The following is a 25,103-nucleotide window of genomic DNA, read 5'->3' as shown; positions in this document are numbered from 1 at the left end:
CAAGCCGGCAAAGCGCGTCCGGGCCCCTGCGATGCTAGCGTGGGTAGTGAAGTAGCTGATGGCTGGAGGCGATGATGGGGTCCAAAGCACGATTGGCCGGCAAGGTCGCACTGGGTCTGGGATTGGGTTTTTTGGGGGCCTGGTGCTGGGCCCTGGCCCCCGGCCTTTCGGTGGTTGCGGGCCGGAGAAAGCCCGTCGGCCTATCCTCGCGTCCCTATGCCCACAGGGGTCTGCACAATGCTGGCTCTGGGATGGAGACGACCAATCCCAATCCTGGTCAGTCCGCCTACCTGCACCGTATTCATGAATGCCTGAAGGTTGCGTCCGGCAGGCCCTTGGGCAGGCATGCCTCGGCTCCGGCCAACCCACGTCGGGTGGTGGCGCCCGAAAATTCGCTGGCTGCCTTCGAAGCGGCCTGCAGGGCCGGCTATGGAATCGAGTTGGACGTCCATCTGAGCCGGGACGGCCAGGTGGTGGTCATCCACGATGGGGACCTGCAGCGGGTGGCTGGCGTCAACCGAGCAGTGGCGGACCTGACCTGCGATCAGCTGCGGAGGATCCCCCTGTGCCCAAGCCCTGCCCAGGCTCTTGAGTCCGGGGAAGGGATTCCCGCCTCTGCCGACCACGATGGCGGTCCCGAAACGGAGGGCGAGGACGGGAGCCTGAACGATCCTGAAGTGCAGCATGTGCCTCTTCTGTCCGAGGTGCTTGATCTGGTGGATGGCCGGGTGCCCCTGGTTGTCGAGATCAAGATGGACAAGGGCTTGAATAGAGAGCTTATGCGTCGGACCGATGCACTTCTGTCCAGGTACCAGGGCCCTTACGTGATTGAATCTTTCAACGTCCTGGCCCTTGCCTGGTATCGGGTCCACCACCCAGGCGTTACCAGGGGACAACTGGTCGCTCCCTATCACGGTCGCGTAGACACCTGTTCCTCGGCTGTGCGCTGGATGGCCGGGTCCCTCCTCTTCAATTGGCTGGGGCGGCCGGACTTTGTGGCCTGCGAGTGGCACAGCGGGCATTCGCTGCCCATGCGTCTCTATCGGTTCCTGGGTGGAACTCCCATCGCCTGGACAGTCCGTTCCGAGCGCGCGCAGGAGGCGGCCAGCCCGGACTTCGACGGGATCATCTTCGAATCGTATCTGCCCGAGAGCTGAACCAGCTATACAGCCCTGAGGCCGCAGCGGCCAGGCCTATCGCCCAGAGGGCCATGGTCAGGAAGTAGCCGTAGGGGAGAGGCACGACGCTCATGTCTATCTGGCCGGACAACTGGTGGAAGATGACGGCAAGCACCCCCGCCATGGCCAGGGCTGAAAGAAGGATGGCCGAAAGGGCATCGATTACTGACTCCCAAATCGAGGAGCAGACCAATGTTCCACGTGAAACACCGGCAGCCTGCATTCTCCGATTCTCCTGGCGGCGTTCATTGACTGCGATGGCGCATGCCTGGATCAGGAATATGGCCGTTAGGACGATGGCCCCGTTCGCTATCTGGGGCATGGCCCGTTGCACCTTCTGTGACCTTTGGATGTTGGAACGAATGTACTCCTTCTTGGTGCAGGCCTTGATACCCTTCCTGTCCCATGAAGCATTGAGTTGACTGATCAGATTGCCTGTCCGAACTCCTGGGGCGGTCCTGGCCAGGGTGGTCGATCCACTGTTGTCGGGCGCCAGTTGCGACAGGTCTGCATCCGTCATCAGGTATTCGCCCGTCTGCCCTGTCGGGGTCATATCGACTACGGCGGTGATGGTCAGCGTATGGCCTTTGTCGTACCTGTCGATCAGAGTCAGCTTGCGACCAATAGGGTTTTTCTCCTGGGTGCGGCCACTTGCAATAACGGCGATCTTGCCCGGCCCCAGGTCAGCAGCGGAGCCCTTGATGAAGATTGGGCTAATTGTATTGACGCTCTTGCCTGCTTTGTTGACGTGCATAGCCATGACGGAAGGTTCGTCATTGCCGCCATTATCTTCCTTGTCCGCAGTTGTCCAGGATCCCTCGCTATAGGTGACTGCGGATTCGATGTCTGCAATGGACCGAAGTCGGCGATCCAGGTCTCTTGGATCATTGGTCTCTGCGTTGATCATGGTTTCGGCAGCGATCGGCTTATACCGGCTTATGGCTTCTTGTGCCCAGCCGGATCGTCCCAGGGCTATAAATCCGGTTACGATGACCAGCATCAGTATGATCGGCACTGCTACGGCGGTGGAGCTCCGGTTTTCCTTCCGCGCCCTTTGCCGCGCCAGGAGACCGGCGCCTCGGAAGGCCAGTTGGAAGGGGATGCCGATCAGGTTGGCACAGGCCGGAACCAGGACAGGGGCCAGGGCGCCGATGATGACGAGCAGACAGCTGGTCGAGGCCATGATCTGGATTTCAATGTCCATGCCCTTGAAGCGATGATAGACCATGGCCAGTCCTCCAGCCAGGCCGGCCAGGGCGATTATCAGGCGAAGAGGACCGATTGACTTGGTCCCTGACCGATTTCCCGAGTCCTGCAGGGCCTCGATGGGAGAGATCGCGGTAATCCTCCTGGCAGCGAACCAGGTTCCCAAGAGGCCTGCCAGGAGTATCCCTACGAAAGTGAAGAAAATTCCCATGGGGTGGGGATGCGCGGTCATTTCCAGCGCTTCAAAGCCTGAGTTGATTAGGGACTTGGCGAATGCGGGCACCAGCAGGCATCCCGCCAAACTGCCCAAGAGGGCGGCCAAACCTACCGGAATCATGAATTCCAGTAGGGAGATGAATCTCACGGTCCTGGGAGAGGCGCCTGAAAGCCGCATCATGGCATACTCGCGACGACGGCGCTCGATCAGGAACCCCACAGAAGTGATGACCAGGAAGATGGAGACGAACCCGCATATGCAGGCGTACCCTATGGATATCTGTGAAGCGCCGTCTTGGAAGGACAGGGTCATAGCGCGGTCGTAGGAATTCATTGCGCGTGTATCCGGCATTCCGTCGCCCTTCCGAGCGGCAATGGCTACCTGGACCCAGGCGCTGGTAAGGACCGAAGCGGCCATGACCGCCAGGACCATGACCGTGTAGGAGGACCGATGCTCATGCAGGAAGGAACGCACCAGGGAGGCTAGGCCAGGAGTGCGTGCCTCGGTTCGACCTGCGGTTTGCGAGCCGCCCCCGCCCATCGGTCCTGAGGTCCCGGTTCCTGTGATTGATTCACCTAGGGAAAGGGAATTGCCCTCCATGGTGTGCTCCTTTCTCGCCCTTGAATGCTGCTGTTCCTATTGCAACACCGCGCGAAGGTCCACTCAGGGTGTTTTCAGGGTCAGACCAGGGGAGAACCAGGGTGCCAATGAGCGATTGTGCGCTTGGCGGGGGGAATGGCCACCCTGCCAAGTGCCATCAGCAGGGGTTTCCATAGAAGGCAATTGAAAAAAGGACCCGAACTGAGCAAAGTTCGGATCCTCGGCAGATTTGGGGTCTGTGCCCCTGTCAATTTATCGGCTTAGTCAATGACGCCGTAAAGGCGATCGCCGGCATCGCCCAGGCCGGGCACGATGTAGGCGTGCTCGTTCAGTTTCTGATCGACTGCGCAGACCACCACCTTGAGGTTGATGGAGGGGTCCATCTCCTCCTTGAGGCGGTTTAGGCCCTCGGGAGCAGCCAGAATGTTGATGGAGGTCACGTCCTTGGCGCCGCGCTCAGCCAGGTATTTGGTGGCGGCGATCAGGGTGCCGCCGGTGGCCAGCATGGGATCCAGCAGGAAGCACTGACGTCCAGAGAGGTCCTCAGGCAGGCGGTTGGCGTAGGTGATGATGTCCAGGGTATTCTCGTCGCGCTTGAGGCCAAGGAATCCGACCTCGGCGGTGGGCAGCAGTCGGGTCATGCCGTCAAGCATGCCCAGTCCGGCGCGCAGAATGGGAACCACCATGGGGCGCGGGGAGCAGAGCTTCTTGCCGACCATGGGAGCGACCGGGGTTTCGATGGGGTGGTCCTCGATGTCCAGATTGCGGGTGGCCTCGTAGGCCTCAAGCATGACCAGTTCGCTGATCAGCTCGCGGAAGGTGTTGGAAGGGGTGTTTTTGTCCCGCAGTACGGTCAGCTTGTGCTCGATCAGCGGGTGTTCCAGTACGTGAAGTTCCATACCTCTCAGCGTAGCTCAGCGGGTCGGCTTCTGGTAGCGACCGGCAAGCCATGCTGCCTGCGATTTGGGAATGAAAATGAAAACGCCGAACCATGCAAGCGCCTGTCGGCGCAAACGCCGCTCGCAGCGGCAACAAACGGAGCCCGGGGCTTAGCCATGGTCCGACGCAGTCCCCATTGTAGGGCATGCCGGAGTCTGATCTGTGCTCACGACGCGCTTACGCTTCCGGCTTGAAAGGGTGGCGGGTTCTACTCCAGCCGTCCCCTCCGCCAGAGTGAGGCGCCACGCATGAAGTCACGGGCCGTCTGATTGAGGGAGTTGACGGTGCGCTGTGCAGCGTCGACCTCCTTGGCTTCCTGACCGTCCAGCTGCCGGCTCTGGGCGTCCCGGATGGTGGTCTTGATGCCACGGGCGATCACATCGCAGAATGCTCCGGCCCGTTCCAAGGCTATGGCGAAGTCGCCGGTGAAGGCTCCGGAAAGGATGGAATCGGCGGTTCGGATGATGTCGTCGGCCTCCGGGGCCTGATCGACGCCAGCGATGGCTGATGCAGCGGTGTCGGTGGGCTCGCCCAGCCGCCATAGACGACTTATTCCATCAGCGTCCTTACGCATCCAGCTGCGAAGCATGTAGAGCCGCCAAAGGATGCCCGGCAGAGAGTCGGGGTCACTGTCGCTCCAGAGCTCGGCCACTATATCCACGCCTTCGCGGTCTACCAGGGTCAGGACTCGTTTGACGATGGCCGGGTCGGCACTGTGGTGGACCCGGTCCAGCAGGGAGGCTGCTGATACATGGCTCATCTCGCTGATCTGCTGCGGATCCATTCCTCCGGAGAGCTGGTCGGCGATGGCCGGGTCCAGCTGGCCGGGGCGTGAGGGTCGGGATGCTCCGGTGCCGGAGGCCACGAATCCCGTGCGGGAGGAGCGGATTGAGGATGAGCCGATTCTGGAGTTGCTGTCAGTAGACAATGGGAGTCACCTTCTGTATGTCGATGATGGTCGGATGGTTGGGATCGCCGGTCAGACTGAGGACGACGGCGTTGCCGGTGGGCATGAAGGGGGAGTCGTCGGGCAGCCGTTTGGACAGCGATCCGCTGGAGCACAACCCGCGCAGCTTTTCAAAGATACCTCCCAGGACCGGGCGATGCATGCAGATCATGGTCGTTTGGTTGCCTGTCAGCAGGTCGGCCATCTGCCTGTCCAGCCAGTTGTGGGCCTGTTCGGGGCGGCGGTGGTAGGAGGACTCCGTCAGGCAGGCCACCATCTCCATGGGCAGACCTACCTCATCGGCGTAGGGTCGCAATGTCTGCACACAGCGAATCCAGGGGGAGGACAGGAGGCGGTCGGGCGCGAAGCAGGCCAGTTCCCGAGCCAGGGCGTAGGAGGTGCCGGCGCCTTTGGGGGTCAGAGGACGATTTGCATCCTTGCCTGTCCACTCCTTCCGGGCCACCGCCTTGCCGTGACGGACGATGATTAGCTGACGAGCCCGGATACCGCCCTGCTCCACACGGTCCACGAAGGCATCCAGTATGGTTCTGTCGCTGGGGTGGGTCAATAATTTGCGGGCTTCAGAGGCTCCGACCCATCGGATCTGGTCGACTTCCCTGGAATCAGGCCGGTGGATGGGTCCCAGCAGTGCGCTCTGACCGGCGGCGTGTTCCGAGTCGGTCGGTGTAGCCATCCAGTAGCAGATATGCTTGAGCCTGCCACCTTTGCCGCCCCGGCGTCGGCCCTCGTTGTTCAGCGGATATTCGGCATCCCCTAGGTAGGGACCAAGGCGGACAAGACAGCCTGTTTCCTCGCCAACCTCGCGCACGGCCGCCCGCATGTGGGTCTCACGGTTCTCCAGCTTGCCCTTTGGCCAGCTCCAGTCGTCGTACTTGGGACGATGTACCAGGCAGAGCTCCAGGTCATCGAGGTCGGAGCGTGGGTCGGCTCCTGGGGCTGCCCGGCCGTCGTCGCTGAATTTCATCCATCCCTGGAAGCTAGTACGCCACCGGTAAAGGATGGCTCCTGCTGCCTCGACCGTCCTGCTCATGGCCGAATGCCATCCTGATCGTCCGCCTCGGCAGCGGACTCGCCGGCCTGGAGGCACATCATTATCGCCTGGCCCTGGGTGTTCGGGTGTGACGGTCGATCAGGTACTCCTGCGAGTCGACCAAAGGTCGGCCCTGATCATCGCGGCTGTGACGAACGTAGGTGCCGTCAGGCTGCATGTGCCAGGAGCTGGTGGTGTCGGCCATCTGCAGATCCACGTAGTCGATCAGTCCCTGCACCTGCTCGGGCGCAGTGATGCGGACCAGCGCCTCCACACGGCGGTCCAGGTTGCGGTGCATCAGGTCAGCAGAACCTATCCAGACCTCCGGCCCGGCCAGGGGGCCCTCGCCGATCTGAGGACCCTGGGAGTTGGCAAAGGCGAAGATGCGGCTGTGTTCCAGGAACCGCCCCAGGATGGAGTGGACTCGGATATTTTCGCTCAGCCCGGGCACACCTGGCTTCAGGGCGCATATGCCGCGCTCCACGATGTCGATGCGGACCCCTGCCTGGCTGGCCCGGTAGAGGGCATCAATGATTTTTTCATCCACCAAGGAGTTGACCTTGATTCGTATCCATGCAGGCTTGCCGTTCAGGGCGGTCTCTTCCTCACGGGCGATCCGCTGCAGAAGCCCGGAGCGAACCGTGCGTGGGGCTACCAGCAGGCGGTGGAAGGAGGACTTGGGCGCATAGCCTGACAGCTGGTTGAAGAGCCGTGTCAGGTCCTGTCCCACCACGGGGTCACAGGTGAGCAGGCCCAGGTCGGTGTACTGGCGGGCGGTCTTGGGGTTGTAGTTGCCGGTGCCCACGTGGCAGTAACGACGCAGGCCGTCCTGCTCCTGACGAACCACCAGAGAGAGTTTGCAGTGGGTTTTCAAGCCCACGATCCCGTAGACCACATGGACACCGGCCCGTTCCAGCTGACGAGCCCAGGCGATGTTGGCCTCCTCATCAAACCGGGCCTTGATCTCGACCAGAGCCAGAACCTGCTTGCCGGCGTGTGCGGCATCCACTAGGGCATTGATGATGGGCGAGTTGCCTGAGGTTCGGTAGAGGGTCTGTTTGATGGCCAGCACTCGCGGATCGGCCGCCGCCTGTTCCAGGAAGGCCTGGACCGAAGTGGAGAAGGAGTCATAGGGGTGGTGAAGGAGGATGTCATGCTCGCGGATGGCGGCGAAGATGTCTTGGGCCTGGCTGGATTCCACCTCGGCTATCTGTCGGTTGGTGGTGGGAATGAAGGGGCGAAACTTGAGGTCGGCCCGGTCGATGGACTGCAGCTCGAACAGGACCGTGCAGTCCAAGGGGGCGGGCAGCCGATAGACCTCTTCCTGGTTGACCCGGAGCTTGCTGGCCAGCAGCTGGGAGAGGAAGGGAGAAGCGGAGTCGGAAATCTCCAGGCGGATGGGCGGTCCGAACCGCCGCTGCAGCAGCTCCTTCTCCATGGCGTTGAGCAGGTTTTCGGCGTCGTCCTCCTCGACGTCAATATCCTCGTTGCGGGTGACGCGGAAGGAGCGGGCCTCCTTGATGATCATGCCTGGGAAGAGGTATTCCAGGTGGGCGATGATCAGGTTCTCCATGGTGATGAACCCATAGCGCTCCTCCCGGCCCTCCTCATCGGTCAGATCGTCAACAGGAACCAGACGGGAGAGATTGTCGGGAATCTTGACGCGGGCGAAGTGGGTCTTGCCCGAGGTCGGATTCTCCACCAGGACCGCCAGATTCAGGGAGTTGCCTGAGATATAGGGGAAGGGGTGTGCCGGGTCGACGGCCAGCGGGGTCAGGACGGGGAAGACCTGGTTGCGGAAGAAGTTGGTGAGCCGTTCCTGCTCCTGGCTGCTCAGTTGTGTCCAGCTCAGCAGGATGATGCTTTCGGCGGCCAGATCCGGCAGGATGTGGTTGATGACGTAGTGGGCATGCTCGTCCTGAAGCTTGTGCGCCTGCTCGGAGATGGCCCTCAGTTGCTGGCGAGGGCTCATCCCGCTGGCAGCTGTCACAGCGATGCCGGTGTCCACGCGACGCTTCAGACCCGCCACGCGGACCATGAAGAACTCATCGAGATTGCTGGCGAAAATTGCGGCGAAGTTGGCGCGCTCCAGCAGGGGTACGCTCTCGTCTTCGGCCAGCTCAAGCACACGCTTGTTGAATTTGAGCCAGCTCAGCTCCCGGTCGAAATAGCGGTCCTCAGGCAAGGGCGAGACCGGGTGATCCGAGTGCCTGGATACATGCCGTGCCTGGCCGTCGGTCTCGGCAATATGCTCCGCGATCTGGCTGCGTAGCAAGGCCTTGGAGGGTGCGTCAAATTTCTGAACCATACCATAGCACTCTATTCGCAGGTGCCGTCCTCTGCAATCGTTGATAAAGCTTGTGGATAAATAGGAACGGCCCCCCGCAGGAGGCCGTTCCCACAAGGTCGGTCCAGATGGAATCTCTGCACAACATCATCGTTGCAACGGTCAAGTCTTATACACCCGTCCAACGTATCGGTCCTAGTGGCCATACACTTTGTGGGCTTCCGTGCTCTCGAACCGTCCTTGTATAAGCTATTATGCCAGGTTCGAGGCCGATGGCAAGCATGTTCATCCCGTTGGAGCGCAGAAGGCTACCGGCTTGGTCTTTTGTGCGATTGCGTGCATTCAGGCAGGTCGAATACGCCGGTTTTGGAGGAATCTGTCGCTTCCATGTGAGCATCTGTGGCCTTTCATGGGTATGGTCTCAAAAATGCTGCAATTCGAGGCGTGTCGCGGTGTTGATGCATTTGTGCACAGAGAGGGTGCAACAATGTGGAAGCATACGGTCGTTCGACCACATCGGCTCCGTGGACTGGTGCTGATGCCAGGAGGCGGGTGTACTGGTAGCCATGACTGGAATGAGCATAGACAGACCGCCGACGATGATAAAAGGCCGCGTGAAAGGGCGGGGGCCTGAATGGACTCCTCGCTCTTTTAATGCAGTCGGGTCGTCTTTGGAACACCGGCCAGAGAGGGCGGCGGGCGGAGATGCCCGCATCGGACGGAGTGGCTCAGAAGCAGAATATGGGTCCGCTGTGACGGGGCTGGTCTTTCTCTCAGCCTCGGGGGGCATTGGGCTGACGGCCATGACAGCCCTGATGGCCAAACAGCTTCGGGACATGGCCCTGTCATGCGCTCTGGTGGATTTGGACCTGGATGGCGGAGGGATGGATGTCCTTGTCGGCATCGAGGGGGCGCCTGGCATGCGGCTGGGACGGATCCGCGCTCCCCTGGGCCGGGTGGATCCTCAGGCCCTTCGTGAAGAGCTGCCAGTCTGGGATGGCATTCCGCTGCTCAGCAACGATCCCTGGAGTGCCCCGCCACAGGGCTGGTGGGACGTGGACGCAGCCGTGAGCGCTATGGCTGGATTTGCTGATCTCCTACTGATCGATGCCGGTCGGGGCCAGGGCCTGGGTAATCTGCGCTCGCTGAAGGGACTTCCTTCGTTGTTGATGGTGGACATGACCGTGCTGGGCCTTGCGCGGGCGAAGGCGCTTCTCCATGCTCTGAACGGCCGCAGAGGTGCTGGTGATCGAAACCAAGACCGTCCGTTGGTCTCCTGTAGACCTCCCATGGCTCTGATTGGGATGATGCCCACCCAGCATCGGGTCAGCCATGGCGTCGACCCGGAACAGGCGGAGGAGTTTCTGGGCCGATCGGTGGACGTGGTCCTCAAGCCACAGCCGAGGCTGTCGGCATCCGTGCTGGATGGTCGTGGCATGGAACGGGTCCCACGTGCTTACGCCCGGGCCCTTCAACCCCTGGCGGAGCGAATCGCAGGGATGGTCGTCGTCGGCGAAAGAAAGGAAGAGCGGGTCTCTTCTGGCGGATTGACTCGGTCTGAGGCTGTCAAATGAGCAGGGGAGGTGGGGAAAGCCTTGAAGGTTCATTTTCCGATGACGAATCGGCTCAGCCGCCCACTTTCGGCTATTTGGATGGGCTGGTGAGCGATCCTGCGGTGACTGACATCGCGGTGACGGGTCGGGGTGATGTCTGGATTGACCGGGGCTCGGGTATGGAGGAGGTTCTGCTTCGGCCTGGGTTCACAGGCCCTCGGGCAGTGAGGGACTTTGCTGTGCAGTTATGCGCTCAGCTGGGGCGTCGCCTCGACGATGCTCGTCCCATGGCCGACGCTTCCAGCAGAGAGGGGATCAGAGTCCACGCTGTACTGGCTCCGCTCGTTCCCGAGGGCGCCGCCATTTCCATCAGGCTGCCCAACAGACACCCGCCCGGTCTGGAGGAGCTGGCTGCTGCCGGGCTGTGTCCCGCCAGCTGGCTCTTCATTCTTCGGGCGCTGGTGGTCAATCGGGCCAGCATTCTGGTTACCGGTGGCACGGGTGCCGGCAAGACCACACTCTTGCGGGCTCTGCTGGGCATGTGTCCGCAGGAGCAACGGCTGGTCGTCGTGGAGGAAGTCCGTGAGCTTGGTCGTATTGCCGGACATAGAAATATAGTTTCCCTGGCTGTCAGAGAGTCCAATGTTGAAGGAGCAGGGGGCGTGGGGCTTGTCGATCTGGTCAAGGCCACACTGCGCATGCGGCCCGATCGAATCATCCTGGGCGAGTGCCGGGGCGAGGAGATAGCTGATCTGCTGCGGGCTTTCAATTCTGGTCATCGGGGTGGTATGGCGACTCTGCATGCCGACAACGTGGAACGTGTTCCAGCGAGACTGGCAACCCTGGGGTTGCTCGCGGGGCTGCAGCCGAAGGCACTGGCGGCTCTGGCCCAAGGGGCGTTTGACGTTGTTATCCATCTGGAACGTTCCGGCGGTCATAGACATATCGCACAGATTGGCCGACTGACAACGGCCGCCGACGGTCGGCTTCTTGGGGAGACTGTCTGCACCTGGACGGGCCGAGGGGCCGCTACTTACGGAACGGCTTGGTCGAAGTTTGCAAGGCGGTGGGGCATTGTGACCAGCAACTCGACGAGCACTCCGTAGCCGAGGTGGATCATGAATGACGAGACTGCAGCCTGGTTGGCTGCGATGATGACGACTTTTGCCTGTCTGGCTCTGCTTCCGCATAGAGGCTGCGCAGCCGCAAGACTGAAGGCCATGTCAATCAGGCCCCCCGCACAGTCAGATCGGCCCGGTCTCGCGGTGCTGATCGCTTCCCTGCTTGCCTATGTCGACAATGGAGGCGGTCTGGTAGAGGCTTTCGAAGAGGCATCCGGGCGGCGGTTCGCCACCCGGGAGGTCACACAGGAACGTGTCATGGCCATGTTGGAGAACCGATGCCTGCCCCAGGAACGGGGGCCGACTCTGACGATTATGGCTCAGGCTCTGATGGCCTGCTATGGGCTCAGCGCCATCCTGGGTTGCCGGGCTTCGGATGGGCTGCGGACCGTGGCAGCCATGCAGAGGCGGCGGGCGGCACTGGATGAGGCCCAGGAGAAAGCCTTTGCTGTGCCCAAGGCCACGATTCGTCTCCTGTCGACCCTGCCAGCGTTGACAATCATCATGGGAGAGTTTATGGGTGCGCGACCACTGGCCTTCCTATGTCGCCCAGGCCCGGGAACCATCTGCCTGATCCTTGGTGTGGCCTTCTATGTTCTTGGTCTGGTTTGGATGCATCTGCTGATGAATGATCTGAACAGGGAGGATCTATGGATCTGAAACCGCTGATTGCCGCTCTGTCGAGCATACTGGCCCTCCTGCTCATAGAGTCCGACGGTTCGGGTGACCGATTAGCCTATGAGCAGGTCTCCCCGCCGCCCTTGAGCCTGGTGCTGGCCTTGCTGGGAGTCGCTGTTCGTCAAGGGGCCTCCCTGCCCAGGGCCCTGGGTGCGGTTGGCGGTCTGCTGCCAGGACCTTATGGGTTTCGAATGGTTCGCGTGGCTCACCTGCTCGCAGGTGGCAACGGATGGGATCTGTCCTGGTCAGGAGCGATTGGCGATCCTGATTACGGGCGGTCCATGCAGGTCCTGGCTGACTGTCTGGAGCCCTCCTGGCGTTTGGGATCATCGCCTCTAACACGTATCGAGACGACCATGCGCCAGCTGGATCACCATGCCCGCAGCGTGCTGGCCCGGGCCACGGCGACGATCACCGTCAGGCTGCTGGTGCCGACAGGGCTGTGCATTCTGCCGGCCTTCGTGCTGATCGGAGTCATTCCCTGTATTGCGGCTTTTGCGGGTGGGATGTCCTGAGGGTATGGAGCTCTTGCGGGCACAGTTATCCACAGGCTGGCGGTTAAGCTCCGCTCGTCCACATGTATCTGACAAGTCGACCGAAGTGGACAGGAACGGGCACAGTGAAAGGTACCGGATGCCGATTCCCTGAGGAACGGCCATTCGCCGGGGCGGGGAAGACAAGGAAAGGCAAGGGTGAAAACGATGACATATTCACAGGAGGTTGCGACGGTCTTCCATCTGCAGAACAGGCAGGCAGGAGGTCAGTTGGTACCGGCTGCGACATGGCCTGCTGCAGGTGCCGGATCCGGGTTGTTGCAAAGAATAAGGCAGCGTTCCAACCGGTACATGACGGCTTTGTACGTTCGCATCAGCCAGTCTATGGATTCTGGAGTGCGCGCCCTGCATGCGCGGCTGAGCGTGGTGCTGGCCAGGCCTGAATCGGGGGCTATCACTGCTGAATATGCCGTGATCATGGTGGTGGCCGCCACGCTGGCCGGTGTACTGTTGGCCATCGTCAAATCCTCTTCCACGCGCACTTTGCTGATGGGACTGGTGAAGAAGGCGCTCAGTGCCGTCGGCTGAGAGACGGTCCGAGCGGAGACGACGGTGGCGATCCGATAACGGTGCAATAACGGCCGAGTTCGCCATCGTTCTTCCCGCTGTCATGGTCCTGGCTCTCATACTGCTGACGCTGACTCAGACAATCAGGGTCGGCATGGTCTGTCAGGATGCGGCCAACGCGGCTGCCAGAGACCTGATCGTCACCCAGGGCAAGGGCGATTCCCAGGAGCTGGTGAACAGGATGGCCGGGCCACATGCCCAGGTGAGGTTGAGTCCATCAGCCGGACAGACGGCAGTCAGGGTGTCATGCCCAGTGGTTTCCGGTCCCATGGGCGTGCTGCCTGCACAGGTTCATGGCGATGCCGTGGCCATATTGGAGGAATGAGTCATGCACGGACATGTCGGAAAGACGCGCGTCGAGCGTGCCGATTCATGGATAAGGGGTTCGGATCCGGGCTCCGGCACGGTTTTGGGCATCATGCTGATGGCTCTGGTTAGCCTGGGTCTGATTCTGGCGGCGCTGCTGGGCAATCTCATGATCTGCCGGACACGCGCACGCACCGGCGCCGATGTTTCCGCTCTTGCCGCAGCTTCTGCCCTGGACGAAGGACAGACGAAGCCCTGTACTCTGGCTTCCCGGGTTGCCCGTCTCAACCGTGGTGTCCTAACGGATTGTCAGGTGGATGGAGGCGACGTGAGGGTATCGGTGGGAGTAGACACCGGAGTCCCGATGATGTCCCGCTTGGTCCAGTCTGCCCGGGCAGGTCCAGAGCCCTGTGGATGAGAGGAGGAAGCGGGGCGAAAGCCTTAGGAAGGAAAGCGAACGTGTCTAAAGAAATGGATAGCCTTGAACCATGGCACTAGCACTCTATCGGCGGTATCGGCCTGACACTTTTGACGGCATCATCGGTCAGAAGCAGGTCACGGTGCCCCTTACCCGAGCTCTGGATGAGAACCGGCTGACCCATGCCTACCTCTTTTCTGGTCCCAGGGGATGCGGCAAGACCAGCAGTGCCAGGATTTTCGCCCGTTGCGTCAACTGCGCCAAAGGACCGACCAGCCATCCCTGTGGCGAATGCGACAGCTGCAAGGATCTGGCCACAGGAGGCCCTGGTTCCATCGATGTGGTGGAGATTGACGCCGCCAGCCACAATGGCGTTGACGATGCAAGGGAACTCAGGGAGCGAGCAGGCTTCGCCCCTGTGCGTGACCGCTACAAGATCTTCATTCTGGACGAGGCTCATATGGTCACCCAGCAAGGATTCAATGCCCTGCTGAAGATCGTTGAGGAGCCGCCGGAACACGTCATGTTCATCTTCGCCACCACAGAGCCGGAGAAGGTGATTGGCACCATCCGCTCCCGTACCCACCATTACCCCTTCCGTCTGGTGCCTCAGGAAGTCATGGGGCCTTACTTGGAAGGCATTTGCGATAAGGAGGGCATTAAGGCCGAGCCCGGTGTACTCAAGCTGGCCATGCGGGCCGGAGGCGGATCGGTGCGTGACACCCTTTCCGTGCTGGATCAGCTCATGGTAGGCGCTGACGAGCACACCATCACCTATGATGCTGCGGTTGCTTTGCTGGGGTTCACTCCTGCCGCACTGATCGGCGAAGCTGTGGATGCACTGATCGCCCACGATGGAGCTGGCCTCTACGGGGTCATTCAAAAAGTGGTCGTCGGCGGGTTCGAGCCCCAGCGCTTCGTCGAGGATCTGCTGGCCCATGTCCGCGACCTGCTGGTTCTCAAACTGGCGGGAGAGCGGGCCGAAAGCGTGCTTAGTGAGGATGCGGACGACGACCAGGTGGCCGATCTGCATCGTCAGGCGAATGCTTTGGATTTGCAGGTCTTGACCAGAATGGCTGACATCATCAATGATGCACTGGCGGGAATGAACGGGGCCACCTCACCCAGGATGCGCTTGGAGCTGCTGGCCGCCAGGCTGCTGGCAATTGGCTGCGAGCCTATGGAGCAGGCACCGGCTGAAGCAGCAGCTTCCACCGCTGGTGCGGCCCCGGTGCCCGCCCGCAGTGGGTTCATTGGCGCTAACAGGTCTCAGCAGAACAGTCGGCCGTCCAGTGCAGCCCAACCTGGTCCTGCTGGCGGGGCTGATCGCCCCGAACAGCCAGGCAAGGCAGGTTCGTTGTCTGCTGCGGCCCCCGCCACCTTTGCTCGGCCGCAGAACATGGCAGGTCCCCATCCCGATTCCTCTGCTGGTGGACAGCAAGAGGGCGAAGGACGACGGCCCACCCATCCCCGTTCAGGCTCTACCCGACCTGAGCGCAAGGAAGCCCTCTCCTCATCGACTCGACAGCCGGCGGGGCAGGCCGGATTACCCAATTCTGACAGGCCCGCCCAATCTGCTGAACCGCCTCGGTCAGTGCAGCAGGAGGCCACGCAGGGGCAGACAAACGAGGTGCCGACTGGTACGGAGCTGGATAAGCGCTGGGATGCCCTGGTGGCCGCCCTGCCTGATGAGGTACGCCAGTATGTGGTGCGGGACCGGGTGCCTACCGTGGCCATGAAAGCAGATCCCTCTGGTCGCAAGCGACTGTCTATGACCTTCGACCGTCCACTCAGCCAGCATGCCTTCGCCATGGCCGTGGCTGCGCAGTCGGTTGACGGGGAGACCAAGGTGCCGCGTATCGTCATGGTCCGCGCTCGCCAGGAGTTTGGACAAGCCACCATGATCGCCCCATCCGGGACGGCTGCCAATGGCGAGACGGTAGAGTCCGTCAACAAGATGTCTCCTCAGCGCCGGGCAGAGGTCAAGAAGGAAGTGGCTTTGGCACGTGCTGGCTTGGCCACCATGAACCTTGGGGCGGCGGTCATGCCTCATGCGGCCACGGAGCAGGGGCATGCCCCTAGGGAGATGACGACTTCGACTGGTCATCAAGGCGAGACCGGAGCATCGGCATCGGAGGGAAGGTCCACCCCTGGGAAAGCTGCAGGCGACGGGAACTCCGACGACGCCCACCACCCGGTCGGCGGTCCGGTCCAATCGTCGCCGGAATCGCTGCCGGCTGCGGGCTTTGGCTCAACTGCATCTACGGTATTGCCGGACGATGATCCCTGGGCCCACCCTATGCCTGCAACGCATGCACCGCAGAAGACCTGGCAGCCTGGTGAGAGCAGCGACGGATCCAATGGCCGGAAAGACCATGAGTCCAAAAAGGTAGCTCTGCCGGACATGAGTGATGACACGGATCCTTGGGCCGTGCCCGATCCCGGGAACAGCGCCGCAACCTCTGCAGAGTCCTCCAGCAGTCAGGGCCATGAAGATTCGGACCAAGGCCTTGCAGTTTCGAAATCGGCTGATTCGCCCGGTCAAGGAAGCGCTACGGGTGCAACCTCGGCTCCGGCATCGGGGACCGAATCGGTTTCCGATGCCGGAGCCCTGGCGACTAGCATATCAATCTCGTCGGACGTGCAGAGCGACGGACACGGTTCCAATGCTGCCGGTGGTTCGGATGGCCCCCAGGCAATGGCCGATGCATCCGGATCTGTTGACAGGAGAATGCCAGCAGGCTTCGCTAGTTCAGCCTCTAGCTCCTCCCAGGCCTCGGGGCCTTCTGTGGATCCTGAGGACGATGTCTATTCCATGGACGATGCCAGGCTCGGGGCGGACAACGCCATGAACCAGGATGAACTGACCAAAATGTTCGATGTGACCAAGGTGGAGGATTTTGCTGCTGACGACCCTCAGAATCCGATCAACGTCCAAAAGCGCCGGCAGGAACAGGCGCAGCGACAGGGAGGTGAATGATGGCTGCTACCTATGATGGAGCCATTCAAGAGCTCATTGATGCTTTTGCTCAACTGCCGGGCATTGGTCCCAAAGGGGCGCAACGCATCGCCTTCTACATTCTGGGAGCCGATCGGCGCAGTGCTCAGGATCTGGCCGACGCCATCGTCGCCGCCAAGGAGAAGGTCCGGTTTTGCGAGATTTGCGGCAATGTTTGCGAGACCAGCCCATGCCCCATTTGTCAGGATCCGAGGCGTGACCGCAGCATCATCTGTGTGGTCGAGGAGCCCAAGGACGTCATGAGTATCGAACGTACTGGAGAATACCGGGGCTTATATCATGTGCTGGGCGGGGCCATCGATCCTATGTCCAACGTTGGGCCCGGCGATCTGCGCATTCCCGAGCTCTTGAAACGGTTGGGCACTGATCAGGTCAAAGAGGTCATGCTGGCCCTGGACCCCAACATCGAAGGCGAGGCCACCACCACCTACTTGGGACGGCTGCTGGGTCCTCTGGATCTTCGGGTCACTAGGCTGGCCAGCGGCCTGCCTGTCGGCAGTGATCTGGAATATGCTGACGAGATCACCCTTGGTCGGGCGATTTCCGGCCGCCGCGATCTGTAAGGCCCGCAGTCATAGTTTCGCATGTTGGTGGAGAGGGTCTGATAAAACGGTGTCGTTCGTATAATCCATATAATCAATATGTTGCAGATGATGGTCTAGTGGCTTAACCGTCGCGGGATGGAACAGCAGTGGCACTTATCGTTCAGAAATATGGCGGGTCTTCAGTGGCGGACTCGGACTCCATCAAGCGTGTGGCCAAGCGCATCATCGATACCAAGCGCGCCGGCAATGACATCGCCGTGGTGGTTTCCGCCATGGGGGACACCACTGACGATCTGATCGATCAGGCCATGGATGTGGACTCCAATCCTCCGGCCCGTGAGATGGACATGCTTATGACGGCGGGGGAACGCATTTCCATGAGCCTACTGGCCATGAGCATCCATGCACAAGGTGAGCATGCCCATTCCTTCACCGGTTCGCAGGCGGGATTCATGACTGATGCACGCTACGGTGCAGCCCACATCCGCCATGTCCGACCCCAGCGAGTCATGAAGGCTCTGGACCGAGGTGAAGTGGGAATCGTAGCAGGCTTCCAGGGGGTCAACGCCGACGGCGATGCCACCACTCTGGGCCGCGGCGGTTCGGACACCTCGGCTGTGGCCTTGGCTGTGGCACTCAAGGCGGATGTCTGCGAGATCTATACCGATGTGGACGGCGTCTTTACCGCTGATCCGCGCATTGTGCCCACCGCCCGAAGAATCGCTCGCATCTCATACGAGGAAATGCTGGAGATGGCGGCCGGCGGATCCAAGGTGCTGGCCCTGCGCTGCGTGGAGTATGCCCAGCGCTTCCGCATGCCCATCCATGTGCGCAGCTCCTTTTCCCATCGTCCGGGCACGCTGATTATGCCCGACGATGTCGATGTCGACAAGATTCCCAATCTGGAGACCGGCCAGTTGCCGGATCCCCCGCTGCACACACCGACAGGCAACGGGATATGACGGAAGGAAGGTCATGACCAACGGCGAATCCATGGGTGACTTGTTCCCGGACCTGAACGGCCCCGAGTCACCTATCATCTCAGGGGTTGCCCACGACCGCAGCGAGACCCAGGTCAGCCTGCGGGCTGTGCCCGACCGACCCGGCGTGGCCGCACAGCTCTTCACCATCCTTGCCGAGGGCGGCATCAACATTGACATGATCGTCCAGGCTGGGGCGGCCACAGGAACCGTGGACATCTCCTTCACGCTGCCGTCCGCTCAGGCTGATCAGGTGGTCCCCATGCTGGATGACTCCCGTGAGCAACTGGGGTTCCGATCGGTCGACATCAATCCAGAGGTGGGCAAGGTGACCCTGGTGGGGGTGGGCATGAAGACCCATTCGGGCATCACCGCCACCTTCTTCCGGGCCTTGAGCGACCGGCATATCAACGTGCTCATGATTTCGACCTCCGAGATCCGCATCTCCGCCTTGGTGCCCATCCAGGACCTGGACGAGGCGGTACGGGCCATCCATACGGCCTTCCATCTGGATGCCGATCAGGTTGAGGCGGTCGTTTATGGCGGCACGGGTCGCTGAGCGGAGAGGAGAGAGCAATGACTGATAAGGGTGATTTGGCGAACAACGGTCGCCGATGCATCAATGTTGCCGTTCTGGGCGCCACTGGCCAGGTAGGCATGGTCATGCGCCGCATGCTGGACGAACGGGACTTCCCGGTGGCCGACCTGCGATTCATGGCCTCCTCCCGGTCTGCCGGAGAGCAGCTGCGCTGGCGTGACAGGACCATCACGGTCGAGGATGTGGAGCAGGCCGACCTGAGCGGGATTGATCTGGCCATCTTCTCCGCCGGCGGTTCGACCTCAGGAACCTGGGCTCCTCGGTTCGCTGAGGCCGGAGCCTACGTGGTCGACAACTCCTCCCATTGGCGGATGGATCCCCAGGTCCCCCTGGTGGTGTCCGAGGTCAACCCCGAGGACCTGGATCTTATCCCCCGGCGGATTGTAGCCAATCCCAATTGCACCACTATGGCCTGCATGCCGGTGCTGAGCCCCCTGGCCAAGGCCTACGGTCTGCGCCGCCTGATCGTCTCCTCCTATCAGGCTGTGTCGGGGGCTGGTCGTGCCGGCGTCCTCCAGCTGCGCGACGAGGCCAAGACAGCCGTGGAGCAGGGCGCTGACCGGCTGGTCTTCGATGGATCGGCCATCGAGTTCCCCCCGCCCACCAAGGTGGTGCGTACCATCGCCTTCAACGCCGTTCCTTTTATAGGCGACTTGGTCGATGACGGCAGCGGGGAGACCGACGAGGAGCAGAAGCTGCGCAATGAAAGCCGCAAGATCCTGCACCTGCCCGATTTGGCCGCCTCCTGCACCTGCGTGCGGGTGGGGGTCTTCACAGCCCATGGCATGAGCATCAATGCCGAGTTCGAGCACGATGTCACCCCCGACCAGGCCCGCGACCTGCTGTCCAAGGCCCCCGGAGTGAGTCTGGCGGAAGTACCCACTCCTCTGGACGCAGCCGGCAAGGACCCCAGCTTCGTGGGCCGCATCCGCCAGGACCAGGCCGTGGACGGCAAGAGGGGATTGTCCATGTTCGTGGCCAATGACAACCTGCGCAAGGGAGCCGCCCTCAACGCCGTGCAGATTGCCGAGCTGATCGCCCGCAAACACTTCGCCGACAGGATCTGAGATGACCGGTTTGCCCGCGGGGCGCCGATTAGACTGGAGACCATGACCAGATCTTCCCAAGAAGTGCAGCGGCAACTGGATCGGATTGTGGCCCTGGGCTATCCGGATGTGGCGGACATCAGCGCCGCCGCGTTCAGAGCCTTGGCCCAGCCCCTGATCTCCGCGCTGGAGTCCACTGAGCTGGGCGAACAGATCCTGCTCATCCCTACCAGGGAGCTGGTCTCACCTGAGTCGCTGATCGCCCGGACCAGCATCAACCGCATGGCCGGCTTTACCACTATGCCGCCGCGCGACATCGCCAGCTTTCTGCCCCAGAACGGGTTCGAGCCGCCCGAGGGGCCTTTCTACATCGTCCTGGAGCCGCACACCGGCACCTGCTACACCAACCGCGAACCCGACGTGGCCCGCAAGCTGATTGACTCCGACGATCGTCTTCCCCTGACCTTGGAGGAGGGGCTGGCCATCGCCACCCAGCATCCTGACTGGCTGGCGGTCAAGAACGGCTTCAATCTGCTGGGTTCCCACAGCGCCGATGGGCGCGTGCCCAGCATCTGGATGAGTCAGAACGCCCCCCGCCTGGGCTCGGTCTGGCCCAACTCGCGCCACACCTGGCTGGGCAACGCCTACTGCGAGGGCCGTCGCGGCGTCTCCCTCTTCCAGTGAATCTCTTCCACCGAATCTTATGAATCCTATGCAGTGAGCACTCTGTTAGTGCTTGCATCGTGCGGTGTTTGTATCCTTGGCAACCCTGCGGATTATGCCAAACCCTGCGCGCTCCCCGTCCCCTGCGTCGGAATGCGGACCCGGACCGCATGTCCCGGCTCTCCTCCGGTAAAATAATGGCACCCCGGTACGATTTCGGCCTGCCCGAACACCTACAGCCGGGTGACATTGTGGTTTCCGACGAACGAAAGAAGGAGGAGAGATGGATCAGGATCGTGCATCCGTGTTTGATCTTGCGGCCCAGGCCGCGGCATCCAATGGAGGGAACAACGACCTGCTGCTGCCTCCCCCCAGGTTCGTGGGTTCGCCGCAGAAGCCCAGCGCGATGCCATACAACAAATATGTGGCCTACAACAAGCAGGTCCCCTTTGACTATCCGCAGCGCACCTGGCCGGGCAAGACCCTGAAGCGGGCGCCCCGCTGGTGCTCGGTGGATCTTCGCGACGGCAACCAGGCCCTGGTCGACCCCATGGATTCCGAGCGCAAGCTGAGATTCTGGAATCTGCTGATCTCCATGGGCTTCAAGGAGATCGAGGTGGGCTTCCCCTCGGCCTCCGAGACCGATTACGATTTCATTCGCCTCCTGATAGAGCGCGAGCTGATTCCCGACGATGTGACCATCGTGGTCCTGACCCAGGCCCGCGAGCACCTGATTCGCCGTACCTATGAGGCCCTGCGTGGGGCCAAGCGGGCTGTGGTCCACTTCTACAACTCGGTCTCGGTCCTGCAGCGGGAGGTTGTCTTCCACAAGGACAAGGCCGGAATCAAGAAGCTGGCCACCGACGCTGCCGAGCTCTGCCGCTCCCTGGAGGCCGATGCCGGGGGCACTGATCTTTCCTATGAGTACTCGCCCGAGTCCTTCTCCGGCGCAGAGCCTGAGTATTCCCTGGAGGTCTGCAACGCGGTCATCGACGTGATCAGGCCCACGCCGGAACACCCCATGATCATCAACCTGCCCAACACCGTGGAGATGACCACCCCCAACGTCTTCGCCGACGAGGTGGAGTACATATCAACCAACCTCAAGGACCGGGATGCGGTGGTGCTCTCCCTGCATCCTCACAACGACGAGGGCATGGCCGTGGCCGCCACCGAGCTCAGCCTGCTGGCTGGGGCCGACCGGGTGGAGGGCTGCCTGCTGGGCAATGGCGAGCGCACAGGCAATGTCGACATCTGCACGGTGGGGCTGAACCTGCTGGTCCAGGGAATCGATCCCCAGCTGGACTTCTCCGACATGCCCGGCATCCGTCGGACGGTGGAGTACTGCAATCAGATCGCCGTCTCCGAACGGCACCCCTATGTGGGCAACTTCGTCTTCACAGCCTTCTCTGGCTCCCACCAGGATGCCATCAAGAAGGGTCTGGATGCCAGGCAGCAGGCGGCTCTGCGCGCCAACGCCAACCCCGACGACTTCCTCTGGCTGGTGCCCTACCTGCCCATTGATCCCAAGGATGTGGGCGGCAACTATGAGGCCATCATCCGGGTCAACTCCCAGTCGGGCAAGGGCGGCATGGCCTACCTGCTCAAGGCCAACCACCATCTGGATCTGCCCAAGCGCCTCCAGGTGGAGTTCGAACGGCTGGTCCAAAGCTATGCCGACAGGACCAAACATGAGGTCAAGGACGCCGATATCTGGCGGCTCTTCAAGGATGAGTACCTGCCTGTGGAGGCCGGCGGAAGCGTGGTCGGCGGTGAGTCCATGGCCGACCAGCGCGACGAGACCCTGCGCCAGTGGGGACGCTTCAAGCTGCTGAATGTGGCGGTCACCTCCGGCGAGGACGGTTCCGACACAGTCCTGGATGCCAACCTGCTGGACCGGGGGCTTACCCCGGGCGATCCCGAAGAGCGTCGTCGTGTTCAGGGACATGGGAATGGTCCTATTGCGGCCTTCCTGGATGCACTCAAGTCCCTGGATCAGACCGTCTCGGTCCTGGATTACGCCGAGCACGCCATGACCGCCGGTACGGATGCTCTGGCGGCTTCCTACGTGGAATGCCAGGTGGGTGAACCGGCCAGGTCCCGGGTGATCTGGGGTGTGGGCATCGACTCGTCCATCTCCACCAGCTCCCTCAAGGCCATCATCTCGGCGCTCAACCGTTTTCAGCGCGGCTGAAGGCCAGAAAATCCAATACCGGTCCTTTAGGCCCGATCCGGACGCACAGTTACGCCCGGATCGTGCCAAATTGTCTGAACAGGTATACCGTTGGCTGGTTTACTGCTGGGATGACTCGGCCCCGGAGTTGCCCTGACCCTGAGTGCTGCCTTCGTTGCCGCCCTCACTGCTGCCGCTGTTGTCTTCGTTCTCCGTTCCGCCTCCAGCACCAGCGCCCGAACCACTGCCGGACCCGGACTGCTCCTGCTCGGAGTTCTGGCGCTGGGAGCGTTGCCTGGGTGCGTATGAGTATTCACGGTTGCGCGTGGACGAGCTGCTCTGCCTGGATCCGGTGCCCCAGTTGCCTTCCGGGCCACCGACCTTTCCGTGGTCTTCGGCATCCGGGAAACGTTCCACCGGACTGTTGCCCAGAGCCGACTTCATATATTGGGTGAAGAGCTGGACCGCATAGAAGTTGTCGTGATAGTGATCCGGCACCTTCAGGGCGCCGCCGTCCTGCCCCTGGTTCCAAACGGCGAAGGTGGTCAGGAGCGAGGGGGTGAATCCGATGAAGGAGATGGCGGTCTGGTCATTGGCCGTGCCGGTCTTGCCCGCGATGGGCCGCCCCAGGGAACGGGCATAGGATGCAGTGCCGCGCTGGACCGTGGTGGTCATGGCCTTCTGCAGCAGGGCCACCTGATCGGCGTTGAAGACCTGATCCGACTGGATTGCAGCCGTGTAGAGCTCCTGATCCTTGGTGTCTTTGACCTGGGCCACCAGGTGCAACTTGGGCCGTTGCCCTCCATTGGCCAGGGTGGCGTAACCCTGGGTCACGTCATAGACCGAGAGAGCGTCCACACCCAGGGTGTCGAAGGTGGTCGTATCGTCGATTTTCCCGGTGATGCCGGCTGTGTGGGCCACTTGGGCAATCTTTTGCGAGGTCACGTGTTCGCCTAGATCCATGAAGACCGTGTTGACCGAGTTGGCGAATGCCGAGTAGAGGTTGATGTACCCGTAGCTGACATTTCCGGCGTTGGCTACGGACTTGCCCACGCTGGAGAAGGTACGCGGTGAATTGCCGTTGAAGACCGTGTTCAGGCTGACCCCGTCCTGGATGGCGCCCAGGAGTGTGTAGGCCTTCATGGTCGAACCCACCTGGAAGGTCGCCTGATCCACGTTGTTGAGCTGGTGGGTCAGGTAGTCGTCACCGGCGTACAGGGAGATGATGGCCCCGGTCTTGGGGTCGACCGAGAGCCCCCCGATCTGCAGGGTGGGCGGCAGATGCTTGTTGCCTGTGGACGGACTGGCCACCTGGAACATCAGATCCTGCTTGTCCTTTTGAATGGTGGTGATGATCCGGTAGCCGCCTGTGTCCAGGTCGTCTGCGGTGAATGGGGCCTTTTTGCCGGAGGACAGCTCGTTGCGGACCATGCGCAGCAGGTAGCCGTTGGGTCCCTGGTAGACGTTCTGCGGCATGTATTTGATGGTCTGCGGCATTTGGGCGCTGGCCCGGTCCTGATGGCTGATGTAGTGGTCCTCCTCCATGATGGCCAGCACGCGGCGGAAGCGCGACTCGGCCTGCTTGGGGTTGACCGCCGGGTCCCAGGAGGCAGGGGCAGGGATAATGCCAGCCAGCATGGCCGACTCAGGCATGGTCAGGTCCTTGGCGTCCTTGCCGAAGTAGTTTTGCGCGGCGGCCTGGATCCCGTAAGCGCCACGTCCGAAGTAGATGGTGTTCAGATAGTTGCAAAGGACGGTGTCCTTATCCTCAGTCCTGGAAATCTTCAAGGAGAGAATGGCCTCGCGTAGCTTGCCCTTGTAGGTGGTGGTCTCGCCCAGATAGTAGCGCTCGGCATACTGCTGGGTGATGGTGGATCCGCCCTGTCGGGTGCCCTTGGTCACGTTGTTGAAGAGCGCTCGGCTGATGCCTTTGAGGTCGATGCCGTTGTCCTTGTAGAAGGTGCGGTTCTCCGAGGCGACTACCGCATTGCCCACATACTTGGGCAGGACCGAGCAGTTGATGATCTCCCGGTTCTGATTGGCGTAGGTTCCGATGGGGGTGGTGCCGTCCGCATAGTAGACCGTGGTCTTTTGTGCCAGGGCCTGCTTCTCAGGCGGGATGATTTCAGTGGTCAGATACAGGTATGCGAAGGTCACCGCCCCGGCGACCAGTACCAGTCCCAGCAGGGCCAGGGTCCACTTAAGTACGCGATGCGATTTGTGGGGCCGTCCGCGACGGGGTCCGCCGCCCCGGGGTTTCCGGTCGGCATGCCGCGAGGTGAGCCTGTCGGCGCGATTCCTGCTGCCGCGCGTTCCGGACTGGGTCCTGCGTGTGGGAGAGGTCGAACTGACTGAACGAGTCTGATTGGCCATGCCAACCACGCTATCCGGCGGGGCTGAAAACTGTTCGACCTAAGGCTGAACGTTCATCATTTTCGTACGTTTGCGCCATCCTTGG

The 25,103-nt window shown here is 61.6% G+C and carries 21 protein-coding genes; 15 read left to right on the top strand and 6 right to left on the bottom strand.

Annotation, left to right across the window (positions count from 1 at the left end; all coding sequences use genetic code 11):
* The first annotated feature begins 74 nt into the window (after window positions 1-74).
* Window positions 75-1,157: a glycerophosphodiester phosphodiesterase family protein gene (locus GKC41_RS03395; RefSeq protein ID WP_195760131.1), complete on the top strand. Its 1,083-nt coding sequence runs from the start codon at window positions 75-77 to the stop codon at window positions 1,155-1,157.
* Here the strand turns inward: GKC41_RS03395 and GKC41_RS03390 are convergent.
* From GKC41_RS03390 to GKC41_RS03370, 5 genes are all read right to left on the bottom strand, one after another.
* Window positions 1,126-3,201, bottom strand: a complete 2,076-nt coding sequence (locus tag GKC41_RS03390; protein ID WP_154312919.1) for an ABC transporter permease — start codon at window positions 3,199-3,201, stop codon at window positions 1,126-1,128. The two genes, GKC41_RS03395 and GKC41_RS03390, sit on opposite strands and share 32 nt — an antisense overlap.
* A gap of 260 nt (window positions 3,202-3,461) precedes the next feature.
* Complete coding sequence (gene upp, locus GKC41_RS03385) at window positions 3,462-4,100, bottom strand: uracil phosphoribosyltransferase (protein ID WP_015022561.1); 639 nt, start codon at window positions 4,098-4,100, stop codon at window positions 3,462-3,464.
* Between the two features lie 248 nt (window positions 4,101-4,348).
* Window positions 4,349-5,044 (bottom strand): thymidine phosphorylase, encoded by a 696-nt coding sequence (locus GKC41_RS03380; protein ID WP_324612031.1) that lies wholly within the window; start codon window positions 5,042-5,044, stop codon window positions 4,349-4,351.
* A 13-nt stretch (window positions 5,045-5,057) separates the two neighbouring features.
* On the bottom strand, window positions 5,058-6,137 hold the full coding sequence (locus GKC41_RS03375; RefSeq protein ID WP_154312917.1) for an NUDIX hydrolase: 1,080 nt from the start codon (window positions 6,135-6,137) through the stop codon (window positions 5,058-5,060).
* Between the two features lie 61 nt (window positions 6,138-6,198).
* A complete protein-coding gene (locus GKC41_RS03370; protein WP_154312916.1) occupies window positions 6,199-8,445 on the bottom strand; it encodes an RNA degradosome polyphosphate kinase in 2,247 nt (748 codons plus the stop codon).
* 794 nt (window positions 8,446-9,239) lie between these two features.
* Here GKC41_RS03370 and GKC41_RS03365 point away from each other — a divergent pair.
* From GKC41_RS03365 to leuA, 14 genes are all read left to right on the top strand, one after another.
* A complete protein-coding gene (locus GKC41_RS03365) occupies window positions 9,240-9,998 on the top strand; it encodes an ATPase (RefSeq protein ID WP_229281573.1) in 759 nt (252 codons plus the stop codon).
* A complete protein-coding gene (locus tag GKC41_RS03360) occupies window positions 9,995-11,083 on the top strand; it encodes a CpaF family protein (protein ID WP_154312914.1) in 1,089 nt (362 codons plus the stop codon). The genes GKC41_RS03365 and GKC41_RS03360 overlap by 4 nt, the downstream gene beginning before the upstream one ends.
* A 114-nt stretch (window positions 11,084-11,197) precedes the next feature.
* Window positions 11,198-11,758 (top strand): hypothetical protein, encoded by a 561-nt coding sequence (locus tag GKC41_RS03355; protein ID WP_229281572.1) that lies wholly within the window; start codon window positions 11,198-11,200, stop codon window positions 11,756-11,758.
* Window positions 11,749-12,291, top strand: coding sequence for a type II secretion system F family protein (locus GKC41_RS03350; RefSeq protein ID WP_154312912.1), 543 nt, complete (start codon window positions 11,749-11,751; stop codon window positions 12,289-12,291). The genes GKC41_RS03355 and GKC41_RS03350 overlap by 10 nt, the downstream gene beginning before the upstream one ends.
* 186 nt (window positions 12,292-12,477) lie before the next feature.
* Entirely contained in the window at window positions 12,478-12,858 is a 381-nt protein-coding gene (locus GKC41_RS08780) for a DUF4244 domain-containing protein (RefSeq protein WP_229281611.1), read from the top strand.
* Window positions 12,845-13,222, top strand: a complete 378-nt coding sequence (locus GKC41_RS03340) for a TadE/TadG family type IV pilus assembly protein (protein WP_154312911.1) — start codon at window positions 12,845-12,847, stop codon at window positions 13,220-13,222. The genes GKC41_RS08780 and GKC41_RS03340 overlap by 14 nt, the downstream gene beginning before the upstream one ends.
* 3 nt (window positions 13,223-13,225) lie before the next feature.
* A complete protein-coding gene (locus GKC41_RS03335; protein WP_154312910.1) occupies window positions 13,226-13,621 on the top strand; it encodes an Rv3654c family TadE-like protein in 396 nt (131 codons plus the stop codon).
* A gap of 70 nt (window positions 13,622-13,691) precedes the next feature.
* On the top strand, window positions 13,692-16,601 hold the full coding sequence (gene dnaX, locus GKC41_RS03330; protein ID WP_154312909.1) for a DNA polymerase III subunit gamma/tau: 2,910 nt from the start codon (window positions 13,692-13,694) through the stop codon (window positions 16,599-16,601).
* Window positions 16,601-17,203 carry a recombination mediator RecR gene (gene recR, locus GKC41_RS03325; protein ID WP_015022549.1) on the top strand — a complete coding sequence of 201 codons (603 nt, stop codon included), beginning with the start codon at window positions 16,601-16,603 and terminating at the stop codon, window positions 17,201-17,203. The genes dnaX and recR overlap by 1 nt, the downstream gene beginning before the upstream one ends.
* 128 nt (window positions 17,204-17,331) lie before the next feature.
* Entirely contained in the window at window positions 17,332-18,147 is an 816-nt protein-coding gene (locus GKC41_RS03320; protein ID WP_324612018.1) for an aspartate kinase, read from the top strand.
* A 13-nt stretch (window positions 18,148-18,160) separates the two neighbouring features.
* On the top strand, window positions 18,161-18,724 hold the full coding sequence (locus GKC41_RS03315) for an ACT domain-containing protein (RefSeq protein WP_015022547.1): 564 nt from the start codon (window positions 18,161-18,163) through the stop codon (window positions 18,722-18,724).
* Window positions 18,725-18,741: 17 nt separating this feature from the next.
* Window positions 18,742-19,830, top strand: coding sequence for an aspartate-semialdehyde dehydrogenase (locus tag GKC41_RS03310; RefSeq protein WP_154312908.1), 1,089 nt, complete (start codon window positions 18,742-18,744; stop codon window positions 19,828-19,830).
* 42 nt (window positions 19,831-19,872) lie between these two features.
* On the top strand, window positions 19,873-20,493 hold the full coding sequence (locus GKC41_RS03305) for a DUF5701 family protein (protein WP_024626962.1): 621 nt from the start codon (window positions 19,873-19,875) through the stop codon (window positions 20,491-20,493).
* Window positions 20,494-20,755: 262 nt separating this feature from the next.
* Window positions 20,756-22,666 (top strand): 2-isopropylmalate synthase, encoded by a 1,911-nt coding sequence (gene leuA / locus GKC41_RS03300; RefSeq protein ID WP_154312907.1) that lies wholly within the window; start codon window positions 20,756-20,758, stop codon window positions 22,664-22,666.
* A gap of 99 nt (window positions 22,667-22,765) precedes the next feature.
* Here the strand turns inward: leuA and GKC41_RS03295 are convergent, their stop codons facing one another.
* On the bottom strand, window positions 22,766-25,018 hold the full coding sequence (locus GKC41_RS03295) for a transglycosylase domain-containing protein (RefSeq protein WP_154312906.1): 2,253 nt from the start codon (window positions 25,016-25,018) through the stop codon (window positions 22,766-22,768).
* Window positions 25,019-25,103: the final 85 nt, after the last annotated feature.

Origin of the sequence: Bifidobacterium asteroides (assembly GCF_009683175.1) — a bacterium.
GTDB lineage: Bacteria > Actinomycetota > Actinomycetes > Actinomycetales > Bifidobacteriaceae > Bombiscardovia > Bombiscardovia asteroides_H.
The sequence above is the reverse complement of the archived record's forward strand: the minus strand, read 5'-3'. Positions and strand labels throughout refer to the sequence as shown.

What these genes read in the sequence shown, in the direction of transcription:
- dnaX (WP_154312909.1), top strand. Translation starts at nt 13,692, where the DNA reads ATGGCACTAGCACTCTATCGGCGGTATCGGCCTGACACTTTTGACGGC.
- GKC41_RS08780 (WP_229281611.1), top strand. Translation starts at nt 12,478, where the DNA reads ATGACATATTCACAGGAGGTTGCGACGGTCTTCCATCTGCAGAACAGG.
- GKC41_RS03310 (WP_154312908.1), top strand. Translation starts at nt 18,742, where the DNA reads ATGACTGATAAGGGTGATTTGGCGAACAACGGTCGCCGATGCATCAAT.
- GKC41_RS03295 (WP_154312906.1), bottom strand. Translation starts at nt 25,018, where the DNA reads ATGGCCAATCAGACTCGTTCAGTCAGTTCGACCTCTCCCACACGCAGG.
- GKC41_RS03315 (WP_015022547.1), top strand. Translation starts at nt 18,161, where the DNA reads ATGACCAACGGCGAATCCATGGGTGACTTGTTCCCGGACCTGAACGGC.
- GKC41_RS03355 (WP_229281572.1), top strand. Translation starts at nt 11,198, where the DNA reads ATGTCAATCAGGCCCCCCGCACAGTCAGATCGGCCCGGTCTCGCGGTG.
- GKC41_RS03360 (WP_154312914.1), top strand. Translation starts at nt 9,995, where the DNA reads ATGAGCAGGGGAGGTGGGGAAAGCCTTGAAGGTTCATTTTCCGATGAC.
- GKC41_RS03305 (WP_024626962.1), top strand. Translation starts at nt 19,873, where the DNA reads ATGACCAGATCTTCCCAAGAAGTGCAGCGGCAACTGGATCGGATTGTG.
- GKC41_RS03335 (WP_154312910.1), top strand. Translation starts at nt 13,226, where the DNA reads ATGCACGGACATGTCGGAAAGACGCGCGTCGAGCGTGCCGATTCATGG.
- upp (WP_015022561.1), bottom strand. Translation starts at nt 4,100, where the DNA reads ATGGAACTTCACGTACTGGAACACCCGCTGATCGAGCACAAGCTGACC.
- recR (WP_015022549.1), top strand. Translation starts at nt 16,601, where the DNA reads ATGGCTGCTACCTATGATGGAGCCATTCAAGAGCTCATTGATGCTTTT.
- GKC41_RS03365 (WP_229281573.1), top strand. Translation starts at nt 9,240, where the DNA reads ATGGCCAAACAGCTTCGGGACATGGCCCTGTCATGCGCTCTGGTGGAT.
- GKC41_RS03375 (WP_154312917.1), bottom strand. Translation starts at nt 6,137, where the DNA reads ATGAGCAGGACGGTCGAGGCAGCAGGAGCCATCCTTTACCGGTGGCGT.
- GKC41_RS03370 (WP_154312916.1), bottom strand. Translation starts at nt 8,445, where the DNA reads ATGGTTCAGAAATTTGACGCACCCTCCAAGGCCTTGCTACGCAGCCAG.
- GKC41_RS03390 (WP_154312919.1), bottom strand. Translation starts at nt 3,201, where the DNA reads ATGGAGGGCAATTCCCTTTCCCTAGGTGAATCAATCACAGGAACCGGG.
- leuA (WP_154312907.1), top strand. Translation starts at nt 20,756, where the DNA reads ATGGATCAGGATCGTGCATCCGTGTTTGATCTTGCGGCCCAGGCCGCG.
- GKC41_RS03350 (WP_154312912.1), top strand. Translation starts at nt 11,749, where the DNA reads ATGGATCTGAAACCGCTGATTGCCGCTCTGTCGAGCATACTGGCCCTC.
- GKC41_RS03395 (WP_195760131.1), top strand. Translation starts at nt 75, where the DNA reads ATGGGGTCCAAAGCACGATTGGCCGGCAAGGTCGCACTGGGTCTGGGA.